Below are 14,735 nucleotides of genomic sequence, written 5' to 3'. Positions count from 1 at the left end.
TTCGTTTTCGGATCCCGGCAGCCTCATGGAAAAAACCAGCGACAGTAACGGCAAACAGAAAGTGCGCTCCGCCGAAGTCGGCACCGACATCCTTAAGGCTTTGGCCGAATTGTCGCCTTCCACTTCGCTGTCACGTCTGGCCGAACATGTACAGATGCCGGCGAGCAAAGTGCATCGCTATTTGCAGGCGTTGATCGCCTCGGGGTTTGCCGAGCAAAACACCGCCACCAACCATTACGGCCTCGGCCGTGAGGCGCTGCGCGTGGGCCTGGCCGCCCTCAACAGTATGGACGTGCTGAAAGTCGCTGCCCTGCCGCTGTCCGAATTGCGCGACGAACTCAACGAAACCTGTTTTCTGGCGGTGTGGGGCAATCAGGGTGCAACCGTTGTGCACATAGAACCGGCGGTGCGCGCGGTGACGGTGGTGACGCAATTGGGCTCGGTGTTGCCGTTGCTCAGCTCCTCGACCGGACTGGTGTTCAGCGCCTATCTGCCGCATCGGGAAACCGACGAATTACGTGAGCAGGAAATCGCTGCTGCCAATCACCCGTTGGCCGATGAAAAGGCTTACGCCATCCTGTGTGAACAGATTCGCGAACGCGGTCTGCATCATGTGCACGGTTTGCTGATGCCGGGGGTGGATGCCTTGTCGGCACCCGTGTTCAACGCGGTTGGGCAAGTTGCAGCGGTGCTGACCATCGTCGGCCCGACCTCGTTGTTTCACGCTGACGAGAACGGCCCGGCGGCGCAGCGTTTGTTGGCTGCGACGCGGGCCGTGAGTTGGCGGATGGGGTATGAACAACCTGTTTGAAGATTACGACGGTCTGGAATGACGGTCGGTGAATATCAATGAACCGTGGTTTTACTCGACCCGGCGGGCTTTTCCTTCAGTAATTCTTTGAAGAAGTCGATCAACGCCTTGTCCCCGGTGTTTTGACCGACTGCCCCCCCAACGAATTGCGCCGCCGAACGCGCGCTTTTCGCTAGCGCTAAAAAGGAGATTTGTGCATTGGTGACTTGCTTGGCAGCTCCCTTGGCGGCGCCCGCCTTACCCAAAGTCGCCAACCCGATAAGGGCATCCTTGACATGCCCCAAGGCCGTATCGTAATTGCCTCGCTTCTCCGCGTGAGCAGCACCATACAAACTTTTCAGCACACCGGCGGCGGTGGCTGCGAGCCCGACCGCGGGTACAGCCGGACAGACTACGGCTGCCGCCAATTGAAGGGTGTCATAAACAATTTTAGTTACGACCTCACTGTAGTTTGTCGTTGTTTCTTCAATGTCGCTAACGACACACCACACTTTTTCTTCGTAAACCCCATACAGATTAACCACTGCATCCCTGTGCCATGGTTTGATCGGCTGAGGGGGATTTACGGTAGCGTGGAACTTGGTAAACATATCATTGACCACTTTTTTATCGGCGACTTTCACCCGACTGGCATAGTAGTTCGCCAAACCATCGTAACGGACAGAACTGTAAAATTTGGATACCGGACGGAAAGAACGACGATCCGGAGCATCCGGCGTATATAACCAGTCTGCAAAACCCTCCCGCGTCTTGATCCGAAAAATATATACCCCACCGACTATTCTGTCGTACGAAATGAAAGTATCCAAAGCATACAGATTAAATTTATACATGCCCTCAGCAGGATCATTGCTTTGTGAACGATCGGGATCAGGGCTTGCATCGTCAGCCAAACTATCGATGATGCGTTGAAGAGACTTAAGAGTATCCGGCGACAACTCACCATCAATGAACTGAGACAATGCATTGTAATGCATCTCACAACGAATCTTGCTCGCATGAGCAGCCCGCTTGAATTCAAAGTCAGGGTGACGCCTATCAAGAAACTCAGTCCTGAGCATACGTATATATAAATCACCAGGATAATAGGTACGCGACAATGAAGCAATATCGCGAATATTCAGCTTGTCAATATTCGGATGATTACCTATCGTCCAATACCTTGCACCGTTTGCTTTCCAATACGCAGGATTATCGGCATACAACCTTTGTTCCTCAAGCAACATAGCAATAAAACTTCCCCGGAAGTCGTCAGTTTCAACGATGATCAGATCTGGATCGACTTCGACCCGCTGCCCTCTGGAAAGCAACAATGCCTCGATATTTTTCTTTATCTCCTCATACACAAATTCGTCATAGGTCGGAAAGCCGTTTTCTCGCGTATCAACCGTCATCAGCGCCTTGAGTTGGGTATTCAATCGAGCATGACGCTTGCGCCCTGCAACACCAAGATGAATATAGGCAGCAGGCGCCACAGACTTATGCAACTCCCATTGCGCCCGATACATGGCTTGCATATAACTGACCAGGGGGCCTTTCGCGTGACCGAGATCGGTAAATTCGGTGTCCCTCCAACCGTCATTATAACCACGCCTGATAGCCACGCCTGGAACGTAGGGGCTGCCTGTCAACGACTCGGCATAATCGAGGTCAGCAGACATCGTCGACTTCAGCCATTTGTGCAGGGCATCAAAACCAGCAAACTTCAAAAATGCATATTGGCCTGCGGGTGTCCTGATAAACATATAAAAGCGTTGATTGGCTTCACTGAAAACAAGGACATCCTTGAAAGGCATCTTGTCATTCCTGATACTGACACCTTGAATTCGTAAGGAGGCATCACCTTGCATCGCCCTTTCAACGAGTTTAGCCTCCGAGTCGGAATACATGCCGGAATGCCGTGCACGGAACAGTGCATGGTTCATCTTGCTCAACTGCTGATCGAGATATGCCTGTTCAAATTCAGGTGACGGTACGGAGGGAAGGGCGAGAGCGTAATCGGCACGAAGATTGCGATTATTCAACCAGCCCTCAAGTCTCTCGACAGTCAGCGCGCTACCCGCAGGAAGATTCTCGATATGCAGCTCTGCACGATGCCCATCATCATGAAGCCCGAAAATAATGAACTCCAATAAAGTCCTGGTATCTTCCTGCTCAATGGTGCGTCCACCAACCTGCATCTTGTAAAGGCTTTTTACCGTTATTTCTTCCGCATCCAGATCTTCGCCCATCACGCGCAACGACCATTCTGAAAAAACACGTAAAACATAGTCTCGCAACGAAAAGCATGTATCAAATACACGTTGGTACTCGACGTCGTATTGATCCATAGAGTTTTCAAGCTCTACATACTTTTGTTGTATGTCGCTGTCGGCTACTTTCAACCAATCCGGCCACTCAGTGCGTTTCAGCGCAGCCCACAAGAGATAGAAACGATTCTCGATGCCGTAGCGCATAACGCTGAGATTCTGGTTATCCTGCAAAACGGAACTTAGCGAATGATCATAGTCAGCACGATTAACAAGTATCGTCGAAACAGCTTCAAGCTGACCCTTTAAGTGCTCACCTGCACAATAAGCGAGCACGTTACTTACTGACTTTCGGTATTTAACTTCGCTACCAGGCTGAGCGAGTCGATTTTGCAATGTGTCAAACATCTGGCCATTGGTATCGGTGAACTCGAAACCCTCTGTCGGAGTATGTACCAGATAACCACTGGAGCCCTTGATCGACAAGTCGTCCAACAGCTCATTATTAATGACAAAACTTGGCCCGAATGAGGTCAGATAGTCCGGCTGAGGATTCAATACGATCTCATGAGCCCCCAGACCAAATTCGGAGTTCATGAGTTCGAAAAAGCGTATAGCCAAATTAGCCTCAACGTGACCGGCCATGACTGTCAGCGAAAGCTCTTTGGCAATGACCTGGACATACGCGTGTTGAAAGGCTTGTTTGTTGGTCAACATCGGTGCGTCAGACGATATGGATGGCGCCGGAGCCGCCCAAAACTTCTGTAGCGCTACCCTCAGACTTCTTCCCATATCAGACAGGGTCTTGATGATCGCGTCCTCGACACCAAAAATACTGACACCCTGAACTTTCATCCCGTCGCTGTATGTATCCGGCATATGAAATATCCCATCACCGCCCCCGCTCAGATAATTAGGCTGGACGTTATGGTCAATGCAATGAATCAATACCTCAGCAATCGTGCCGGAGGGACGCCTGTCAATTTCATACACCTTGTCTTTTGTATTGATGTACGCGTTATCAACATCGATGGAAATATGATGTCGTTCCAACTCCCGCTGTAATACCTGCCGGGCGATGACTTCAACTGTCGGAATAGCGTTTATCAGATCAAACAGATTCTGCTTTGCTTCGACCGCTCTGGCCCACTCTATCGGCCACGAGGCATCTTTACTTATCAACTCGCCTTGCCAGATATTTTTTTGCATGAGTTGGAATAAACGCGCACGGCGAAGCCTCGCCTGTTCTAGCATGACAGGCACGCGCTGTGCCAACTCCACAGCCGAGACGACCGACTCAAAGTCCGTATCCGGCTCAGCCAGTTGGGCCAGGCTTTGCGTAATTACATCACGCGATTTGCTGATAAAACTTTCGCTGAAACGCTCAAACAGGTCAGCTTCGACTTTCAAGTAGCGAAATTCGGGCGAATCCGGCAACAACTTTTGCTCGTTGCTTGTCAGGGTTTGCAGATATTGTTCTCGCGTATCACGTGACGTCAGGCGGTTTTCCAGCGCCCGGTGCAGTTCGGCAGACGATGCAAACTTTTCGATTCCGCGAGACGGGGAGTAAAGGACTATAGTCGAGTCGGTCCCAGGAATCAGTTCATCACGAATGGCCGCTCCAAGTGGCAGCGCGAACATCGAACGATGCTCACGGTAAGCCTCACCTGCGTTACCGACGAATATCCCGTACCAGTTGCCTCGAGATCCCGGACGGATTTCAGACTGGATGCGCTGCAGTTCGCCCCGACTGATGCCACCTTCATCAAACAGCCTTTCCAGTTCACTCGAGAAAATAGTGCTTTGAAGTTGCGCCAGTATCGCTTTTTTCGGAATCGAATATGTTCCCTTGATGGCGTCTGTTTCTGCCCAGTATGCTTCTAGAGCCGCGACGTAATAGTCGGGAAGTTTCCGGCACACATCAGCCAGCAGCGTTTCCAGTTTCACCAGAGAAATGCCGGCCAGAACATCTCGAGAATCGTTCGAGTGTGGTCGATCATATACGCCGTATAGTTTCGGATCATAGCTGGCTGTGCGACCTAGTCGAAGACAGTCAGAAAGAACATGAAACAGGCGACCGACCGGCTCAGTTGGCGGAAGCTTGGTATTGCCGTGATAATTGATATGAAAAATACTTGCATCAGCACCTGGCGCAACTTTCTCGAGCGCTTTTTTCAGACAACTGAGCAGAACAGCATTAAACGTCGGCACACTTTCCAAGCGTTTCGACAATGCGACCATTGCCTCATCCAGCTTATTAAAGCTCGATCCTTCAAAACCAAGAACATCCATATTGGATTACCTAATCAGCCTGATAACTACAAACGACGAAATGTTGTTTGCTTCGTCATATCAAACTAATCCCGATGCCCTGCAGAAAGATACATCCAATACTTTTCTAAAGTTGTAGACAACTCATATCACAAAAAAAACAGACACACTCTGAATCAGTCCGTCATTCATATCGACATACCCAGCAATCTTGCCTTGGCGACTGCATGAGTTCTGCTACTCGCCTCCAACTTTCCGTAAATCCTGCGCACATGCGTTTTGACAGTGTGCAATGAAAGGAAAAGCTTATCTGCGATTTGTTGATTAGAGTCACCAGAGGCGACCAACTGCAAAATTTGAAGTTCCCGTTGACTCAGAAGCCCCCCAACTTCAACATCTCGAATAACCTCAGCAATGACCTGTTGCTTTGATTTTTCTTGAAATAGCACAGGCCGGCGCAAGTGGGCCTGGCGAGCCATCAAGTGCAAGTCACAACGCTGAACAATCGCCATTCCCTGCGCAGTGTGCTGGCGCAAGTGGGAGGTTTGGTTGTGCAAGCCTGCCACGTCCGCCAAGGCGAAGTGCAGTTCCGCCTCTAGCGTCACTGCACCCTCACTCTGCGCTTTATGCAGCATTGATTGAAGTTGCCGTATCGGGTCAGTGGAAAGTCCCAGGTAAGCCGAGGCTAATATAAGTGAGTACTCGATACGCGCAATCAAGTCGACTGTCGCCGGAGGTGCTTGCAATTCAGCCGGCGGTTGATAATGACGCAACACTCGACTCAACGCTTCATGAGCCAATTGCGGTCGCCCCTGTTGCAACCAGAGTTGGCTGCTTACATATAACAGTACACCGCGATAAACCGTGTCCGGAATTTGCCGGCGCTGCATCAGCCTTTCAACCTCACGAAGCCGCTCGAATGCGCAGCCGTAATCGCTCCGGTTCGCTGCCAGTTGTGCCTGACCGAGGTAACCATACAGCACCCTTTTGTCGTGGTTACGCAGGCAGTCTTCAAGACCCTCCCGGAAAAAATCCGCGGCCTGTTCATCTTGTCCCATCAACAAAGCCATACGGCCCCGGCGCAGAGCAATGCGTCCGAGCAAGGGCGCAGGTCGGTCCGCTCGCTCGCAGAGCAGCGCTTGAACACCCGCGAGCAGACTTTCGGCCCGGGCCGGTGCGCCGCGCTGCTCAAGCAACTGCGCATGGTCTAGTTCCAGCAACCCCTCAAACAGCAGTGCCCCTTGCGCTCTCGCCAGGCGCAAGGCCTCTCGATTGATCGCGAGTGCCTGCTCAAATTCGCCACATAACAACGCTTGTTGGGTCAGCCCCGACAAACACAATAAGCGTGTCGGCCAGGCTTCGCGGGCAAGTTCGGCCAGCGCTTGTTGAAAATGTTCGCGCGCGCGGGCCATTTGCCCCTGCAAGTGCAACAGCCACCCCTGTTGTGCCTGCCAACGTGCAATCAACTGCGTCTCCAGTTGCGCGCAGGGTTGCGGCATGAATCGTCCCAAGTGCGCAATGCACTGCGCCGCCTGTTCAAAACGCCCGGCAAACAGCAGTGCTGCGGTGACTAACCCGACCAGTTGCGGTGTGGACAAGGTTAGCGCCTCGTCCTGCAATTCATGCAGACGCAACAACAGCACCACCGTCTGCTCTTCGAACAAATGCTCAAAACTGAAGTGCTGCAACAGGCTGACGGCGATTTCATATTCTTCGGCAAGCAAGGCCTGTTCGAAAGCCGAACGCCAATCCAGCCGCCAGGAAAACCACTGACAGGCCCGCCGATGCCAGGAACGACTGGCGGGCCATTGTTCGTCGCGCATCACACGCGACAACGGGGGAAAGATCTGCAACCAGTCGGTCGATTCGTTCCACGGTTCGACGAAGCAACCAAGCATTTGTAAGGTGCGCAGGTACTGCGCGCCCTCCCCGGCACCGAACAAATGCTCACACAACTCGGCATTGAAACGCGGTAAATGCGCCAATACTCGCCAGACTTCGACCAACTCCGGTGCAAGACTGTTGAACAGTTCGTGTTGCAAATAGTCCAGCAGCCTGTCCACCCGTTGCTGTGGCTGATTGCCTTGCGACCAATCGCACTTTTGCAGCAGTGCCATGCGCACACCCGCACACCAACCGCCCGTGCGCTGAACGATGCGTGCAGCCACACTATGGGCCTGCTCAGAGGACAGGTGCCGCAAGACCAAGGCGACCTCGTCCTCGGTGAACGCCAGGGTCGAGCTTTCGCACTCGTACAACTCGTCATCGAGCAGTAGACGAGGCCAGTTGCATGGCGGGCGTCGACGCGTGCCGATCCACCAGATCAAGGCCGGGCTGCTGACCGTCAGCAAGCGATCAAGCAATGCATCCAGCGCGCAATCGGGCAACCGGCAGTAGTCATCGATAAACAGCCAGGTAGGCCTCGACCAGCGACTCAGCGCCGCGACCAAAGCGGACTCCGTTGTATCGGCCAGCCCCAACGCCTGCGCCAGGCGCAGACAAAATTCGCTGACACCCAATGCCGCCCCCGCCAGCGGCAACCAGCAGACTTCGCAGTGTTGCGGCGCCTGCAGCAGGCACTCGGCAAGCAGCGCACTCTTGCCGCTGCCCGCAGGTGCGCAGATCAGCCTGACCCGCGCCATCGACTCAAGCAATGGCTCGCTCAATCGCGCACGGGGTTGGTGATGGGAGGACAGTCTGGGCAAGAATCCGGGGCGATCCAGACACGGCGTCATGGCGGTCATCGGGCGAGCCTTTTTATAGTTGTGGGCTCACCCTAGCCCTCTCCCGGCAGCTTGTTGACGAGTATTCAGCACGCTGATTGGCGGCCATAAAAAAGGCGACCATGCGGTCGCCTTTTGTACGGCTGATGTATCTGATCCGTTACCGCACACCCTCTGCGCGCAGGGCCGATGGTGTGTAGTCGGCAGCCTTGGCTTCGAAGCCGAACTCGAAACTGTGCTTCTCTTCGTTCTTCATCCCCAAGGCAATGTAGCGGCCGGCGATGATGTCGTAGAGCGCTTCGAGGGTGTAGGCCTGCGCCTGGTGATCGTAGTAGTACTGCGCGTGACCTTCGGCGACGCGCCACAGTTGCCCGCGACCGTCGTAATGGTCCGCCAGTGCGACCTGCCAGCTGTCTTCGTCGATGTACATGTGGCGCTTGGCGTAGATGTGCCGCTCGCTCGGTTTGACCGTGCCGATCACCTCCCAGACCCGGTGCAGTTCATAGCGGGTCAGGTCCTGGTTGATGTGGCCAGCCTTGACGATGTCGTCGTACTTGAGTTTCGGCGAATCGAGTTTGTAGCTGTTGTACGGAATGTACATTTCCTTTTTGCCGACCAGTTTCCAGTCGTAGCGATCCGGGGCTCCGGAGAACATGTCGAAGTTGTCCGAGGTGCGCAGGCCATCCGCCGCCGTGCCCGGCCCGTCATACGCCACTTGTGGTGCACGCCGAACCCGACGCTGACCGGCGTTGTAGATCCACGCCAGACGCGGTTCCTTTACTTGATCGAGTGTCTCGTGCACCAGCAGCACGTTACCGGCCAGACGCGCCGGCGCCGTCACCGATTGCTTGAAGAAGGTCAGCACGTTGGCGGCTTTTTCCGGGTCGAGGTCCTTCATCAGTTGCGGCACGGCGATTTCTTCTTCGAAGCGAATCGGCGTGTAGCTGCCATTGGTCTGCGGCGTTACCTGGGTGATGATGCGGCGCAGATTACCGCCGTGGTAACGAGTGATGTGGTTCCACAATACCTCCACGCCGTTCTTCGGAATCGGGAAAGCGTAATAGCGATTGCCGGTGAAATTGGCCAGGCCGTTGCCGTCATTGATACTGGTGACATTGAGCGCGCTGCGCTTGGCCGACTCGTAGATTTCCGCCGGCACGGCGACGGTGCGGTGGGTTGGATAGACCGGGATCTTGTAGGTTTGCGGGTAGCGTTTGAACATCGCCACCTGGCCGTCGGAGAGTTTGCTCTTGTACTGATCGACATTGGCCGCAGTGATGGTGAACAGCGGTTTTTCATTGGCGAACGGGTCAGCCAGGAAGCCTTTGCTGTCCACCGCTCCGGCGTTTTTCGGGATGCCACCGGTCCAGGCCGGAATAGAACCGTCCGCGTTGCCGGCCTTCTCGGCGCCGAGCGGGGTCAGGCTGGTGCCGAGTTTGTTGGCCTCGTCCGGCGACACCGCCGCCATCACGTTGGCCGCCAACAGACTCAGGGCCAGCACACCGCATTGCAGAATCATTTTGCGCATTGCTTTCATCCTTCTCGGGCAGATCAGAAGTTCACGCCGAAGCTCAGGGCGACGAAGTCACGGTCTTCGAGGACGTTGTAGTCGCCGCCGAAAAAGTCGGTGTAGCTGAGGCTCGCGGTATAGGTGTTGCGGTAGTCGGCATCGACGCCGACGCTGATCGCTTTCGCGCCTTCGTTGAACAGGCCATTGGGGCCGTAACCGGCGACGTCGTGCGACCACGACAGGTTGGGTTTGAGGTTGATCCCGCCGATCACGTTGGCGTAATCGAGAATCGCCCGGGCGCGGTAGCCCCACGAGGTCGAGGTGACAAAACCGTCAGTGTCGCCACCGAAACCGTACTGGCCGTACACCGAGTCACGGCCATAACGCAGCTTGCTGCGCGACTCCAGACCACCGACCCGTACCACCGCGGCTTCGCCAACCAACGTCAGTCGTTGGGCGCCCCACACCTGATCGAAGAAGTGCGTGAGGGTGCTCTGGATTTGCGTGACCTCTTTGCGTCGATAACCTTTGTTGTCGGAACCCGGAGTTGTCGCGATCGGCGACGCCGTACCGCCGGCAATCGGGTTGAGCAGCGCCAGCGTCAGGTCGTTGGTGTTGACCTGCACCGGAGCATTGGGGCGGTAGCTGATCTCGCCGGTCCATGCAGTGCCGGTGGGCAGGGTGGTGGAGAAGCTCGCGCCGTACAGGCGAATGTCTTCGGGGTATTCCAGGTAATACCCACCGCGCCCAAGCATCACGCTTTGCGCCAGGCCCGAACCGCTGCCGGGTGCCAAGCCGTTGGCAATGCCGACCATGCCCGGCAATGCCGCGAGGGTCGAAAGCCCTGCCGTGGTGGTGCCCACCGTCGGCGTGCGGCTGTGGTAATTCATGAAGTACAGGCCGTATTCGGTATCGTCGCCGAGCCAGCGCAACGCCGTGCCCCACTGCCCGGAATCCCGCGCATCGCGGTCGCCGCCACGGGGGATGACCACGCCTTCGCGGGTCACTTGGATGCCTTGGCCAAACGCAGTGGTCAATGGCACCAGCGGCGCAATCGCCGGGTTGCCGACGGTGTAACCGTTGTTGCAACCGTCCGCTGCAACGTCGACGCCGAAGAAGGTGCCGCAGTTATCGAGAACGGTCTGGTCCCACTCCAATTGATAGAAGCCTTCAACAGTGAGTTGATCGGTGAGGCCTTGCGAGCCGAACAACATGTTCACCGGAATCAGGCCTTCCTTGATCTCCGCGCCGGGTCGACGAAACGCCGAAACGTCGATCGGGTTGATGCTGTTGATCGAGTTGCCGATGAAGGTACTTTCGCCCCAACTCACCACCTGTTTGCCCGCGCGTACGGTGCCCGGCAAATCGGCGATGGAGTAGTTGTGATAGACGAAGGCATCGAGAATCTGCGCGCCGGAGGACTTCGCACCTTCCTTGCGGCCCTTGTCGCTGATCGGTTTGAACTCGCGGTCTTCGTCCTTGAGTTCGAAGTCGTACCAATACTTGCCACGGACAAACACGCCGGTATCGCCGTACTTCAACTCGAGGTCGTGGATGCCTTTGACGATTTTCGAGAAGGTTTCGCCCTTCTTGAAGTTCAGGCGTCCGTCATCACCGGTCGAGGATTGCCCGGTACCACCGTTGACCGTGCCGACCAGCGACTTGTCGGCATCGCGCATCCCCCAACTCGCGCCGACCGACAGCGACGAATCGAACGTGCCCTCGATTTCGCCAATGTTGAACGCAACCGCTTGCGCCTGAGCGCAGCAACCCAGAGCCACCGCGGCTGCCAGCGCCTGCGGTGTGAAGATGGCGCGCATTGTTTTTGTTGTCATGCGTCTTCCCCGGTGAGTGACAGAAGGCCCCACCCTACTGCCGCACGACGGGGTCGATAAGCGCACCAAGGAGGTATTCACATTGTCGCCCGAAGGGATGAATGCCCTTGCGGCCCGGGGCTTTGCGCCGGCCATGGATCGGCTGGATGGAGGATCATCAATCAAGCGCATGAGGCCGTTGATGCAGGATGACTGTTGCATGCCCCGTAACAGTGCATGTCTGGAATCGGTATTTTTCCTACAGGCTTGAAACCGTATTCTGAGCGGGCTTTCACGGGACACGCCGTAAAGCATGATGCACAGGCCTTCGAGCAACTCAGGCCATTGCTGAAAGATTTCAGATGAATCGAATATTTCGGTTTATCACCCTGGTGTTCACTGACGTTGATTTGTAGCTCCTTGATCCAACGTCTTACCTTGGCCGCTGCGTTTGCAGCGGCCTTTTTTATGGGCTTTGAAAAAGCTCTGATATCAATCCTGCAAAGAAATTCCGGTTACTACGTCGGACATTTCCTTTAGTTCAGAAGAATCCCCTCTGCGCTGTAAACAACCTGAGAAAACTCTCTCAACACGACGCCCATTTACTGACGGGCTTCTCAGACTTGATAACCGCAACTCTGATGTAACTTGAAACACCTCAACCATTCGCTGTGACACGGGGCTCATCAACACCCGTGCGCACTTTTCCAAGCGAGTGACTTCGCACATTCAAAAGGACATGAATATGCCAACGCCTCCATTCTTAGAACTGGATGAAACACGTATCAAGGCACCCGCCCCGGATAACTACGATCCATTCAAAGAAAGTAATGTGGGTTACACCTACAGCGGAACGTTCGGACCTGCCGGTGCCAATTCGCAAACGCGTCAATTGATGTACGAGACGCAAACCGCCGTTGAACAAGAGTTCAACGCAAGATCCGGCTCAATACCTCAGTCCATCGAAGTGGAACTGGCGGCAACCAGATTGGAAGGCCCGACAAATCCTCTTCCACCCGCTGCTGCACTGGCCCGCGAAGTGGGCGTCAGAAATACACTGATTCACCGCAAAACCGCAGAGTTTCAGAGGCAGACCGCGATAGCCAACCGTTTTTTTGGCAGCGATCCGCTGGGGAAGACCTTCCAGGATTACCTGAATCAGGCATCCGCTATCCGCCGAACCAGCGGCGCGGGGGCCAGGAGCAGAGCGTTGTGGAGCGAGTCATTCAGAGCAGCTCACGAAGCGCGTTTGCTTGGCCAGACACTGGCGCTTCTCAACCAGCAACAGGCCGGTGTACTCAATTGGCTGGCCGCAGTGCAAGCTCAGGATCAAGCGCAGGCGGCAGCGGCTGAGGCCCAACGACTGGCAGCAGAACATGCGCGGATCGCAGCCGAACAACAACGACAGAGAAAACTTGCCGAAGCGGCACGCCGAGAGCAGGAACAAGTCCGGGCTCGCGAACAGGCACGGCTCGCAGCACAAGAACAAGCCGAACGAAAAGCCGCCGAAAAGATACGCGCTGACGCCTCACTCGAAGCCTACAAAGATTTCCTGGCACAGGAAATAGCTCGGAAAGCAGCAGAGCGGGCTAAGGCTGAAGCGGACGCGAAGGCAATCCGTACAGCGCTGGTTAAGGCTGAAGCTGATGCAGTGTCTGCCGCACAGCGGTTCGCCACCGATCAGGCTCGCCTGCAAGCAGAAATGGAACAGCGTATCGAGGCGATACAAAATCAGCTTGATGCAGAAAAACGAAGTCTGGAAATTCGTCGCACAGTTATTGATACCGCGACTGCCGTGGCCAAACGGCAAGCCCAACTGGCGGCACTGAAGATCCAGCAACAAAAGGATCTCGCACAGGCCCGGCAACAGGCTCAACTGGAGGAGCAGACCGAGGCAGAGCGGTTAGAACAAGGCATCGAAACAACCGAAGTCCAGCATGTTTACCCCGCTTCAGGTGTAGTTGCGGCCTCCAGCCCGGTTTTCTCTTTCGCATCAAATGCGATCCATCTTCCTCCGGCAGCTTCATCCGCAATTCTCAACGCACTTCGGACAGCAACACAGACAGTGAAAGCGGCGGGAACCACGCTGCTCGGTGGTCCGGTACTGGTCGGTTTTGCTGCTCTGCTGATGCCATCACGCTTGGGCAACGGCGATCGCTTTGCCATGAGCGTTCCATTTTCCGAGTTGTCGTCAGAATCCCCACAGACACTGCGCGAAATAGCAGATCGACGAGGCACGCTGGAGATGCCCGTGGGCTTGGGCGTAAGGCGACTCGCCGCTGGCTCGGAAGTGTTCGTTGCTTCGGCCGACGACTTCCATATTCGTTCAAGCGTGCTGGTTCTGAATGCGGCTTATGACCTGCTGAATGACGTTTACGAGACCGCGCTGCCGGACTCGCCAACGGACTTTATGACCTGGACACCGGTTATCTCGCCGGGTAACAGCTCGACCGAATCGCCATTGGCTGACGTCGACTCACCTGCGTATCCCGGCGCTCCAATTATTCCGCTGGAGGGGCGTCTGGACCTACATCCGGTACTGGTGGAGGGCTGGGAAAGATTCATCATCGTCTTTCCCGATGACTCGGGGATTGAGCCGCTGTATTTGGTGTTTAGCGATCCATACGAGGGGGCGTTAGTCAAAGGAGATCACAGCGGGCGTGATTTCAACCCAGATCAAATTGGGGGGGACATTCTAGATTTGCAGTGGGTACCGGCAACCATTTCAGCGGAAGGAACAAGTATCGTGAAATTACATATTTCTAAATTTCTGAAATCAGACGCCAATGAATTAATGCTTGATCGGCTGGAGCGTATTACTCGTGGAGAACTCGAAGCCACTGACACTGACAAACGTTTCTATACTCATGAGATAAGAGAGTTCGAACGATTTAAAGCTTTAGGCTTTGGCGATACTGAGAGACCAGATATTGGGTCCCCGATCTGGAATAACGTTCATACTGCGACTTTGGAAGACTTCCAGCTAAAGGACGACCCCACTCTTCTTTATACTCCCGAAGCACTAACTGCTGCATATGAGCAGGAAGAACGCAATTATCAAAAACTGTTGAAGGAGATGTGGCAATGAGCACCGTCGAGATGATTATTAAAAATGAATCCTTAAATGATATCGTCACTGTGTTTGCGCTAATTAAAGCAACACCACATCTGGACATGATGATAAGAATCCACAATCGCGAACTTCTCAAAGAATATGGTGCGCTTGAAGACGCCTATAAGCGACTTATCAATGCCGGTGTTCTGGCTAACGGGGAAAATGGGCTCGCAATAAAAGGGCCAAACTGGAAAGCCCCCGCCTACATGACAGAAAGAAGATACATTTGAAATCGCGAGCCA

The 14,735-nt window shown here is 54.7% G+C and carries 7 protein-coding genes; 3 read left to right on the top strand and 4 right to left on the bottom strand.

What is annotated here, in order from left to right; genetic code table 11:
- Nucleotides 1-25: 25 nt before the first annotated feature.
- Nucleotides 26-811: an IclR family transcriptional regulator gene (locus ACVVH8_RS04895; protein WP_475228798.1), complete on the top strand. Its 786-nt coding sequence runs from the start codon at nt 26-28 to the stop codon at nt 809-811.
- 35 nt (nt 812-846) lie between these two features.
- Here ACVVH8_RS04895 and ACVVH8_RS04890 read toward each other — a convergent pair whose 3' ends face one another.
- The 4 genes from ACVVH8_RS04890 to ACVVH8_RS04875 all read right to left on the bottom strand — a co-directional run bounded on the left by ACVVH8_RS04890 (nt 847) and on the right by ACVVH8_RS04875 (nt 11,399).
- Nucleotides 847-5,352 (bottom strand): dermonecrotic toxin domain-containing protein, encoded by a 4,506-nt coding sequence (locus tag ACVVH8_RS04890; protein WP_475228795.1) that lies wholly within the window; start codon nt 5,350-5,352, stop codon nt 847-849.
- 167 nt (nt 5,353-5,519) lie between these two features.
- Nucleotides 5,520-8,075 (bottom strand): helix-turn-helix transcriptional regulator, encoded by a 2,556-nt coding sequence (locus ACVVH8_RS04885; RefSeq protein ID WP_475228793.1) that lies wholly within the window; start codon nt 8,073-8,075, stop codon nt 5,520-5,522.
- 139 nt (nt 8,076-8,214) lie between these two features.
- Nucleotides 8,215-9,582 carry a DUF1329 domain-containing protein gene (locus ACVVH8_RS04880; RefSeq protein ID WP_103305150.1) on the bottom strand — a complete coding sequence of 456 codons (1,368 nt, stop codon included), beginning with the start codon at nt 9,580-9,582 and terminating at the stop codon, nt 8,215-8,217.
- A gap of 23 nt (nt 9,583-9,605) precedes the next feature.
- Entirely contained in the window at nt 9,606-11,399 is a 1,794-nt protein-coding gene (locus ACVVH8_RS04875) for a DUF1302 domain-containing protein (RefSeq protein ID WP_103305149.1), read from the bottom strand.
- Between the two features lie 718 nt (nt 11,400-12,117).
- On the opposite strand from ACVVH8_RS04875, the gene ACVVH8_RS04870 reads away from it, so the two are divergent.
- Both ACVVH8_RS04870 and ACVVH8_RS04865 read left to right on the top strand, forming a co-directional pair.
- The gene (locus ACVVH8_RS04870) at nt 12,118-14,466 is read left to right on the top strand and encodes an S-type pyocin domain-containing protein (protein WP_475228790.1); all 2,349 of its coding nucleotides are present in this window, start codon (nt 12,118-12,120) and stop codon (nt 14,464-14,466) included.
- Nucleotides 14,463-14,723 (top strand): hypothetical protein, encoded by a 261-nt coding sequence (locus tag ACVVH8_RS04865; RefSeq protein ID WP_475228788.1) that lies wholly within the window; start codon nt 14,463-14,465, stop codon nt 14,721-14,723. Before ACVVH8_RS04870 ends, ACVVH8_RS04865 begins: the two co-directional genes overlap by 4 nt.
- Nucleotides 14,724-14,735 lie beyond the last annotated feature (12 nt).

This window comes from Pseudomonas trutticola BRTCR10, assembly GCF_056155105.1.
Note: the sequence above shows the minus strand (reverse complement) of the source record. Positions and strands in the feature narration are given on the sequence as shown.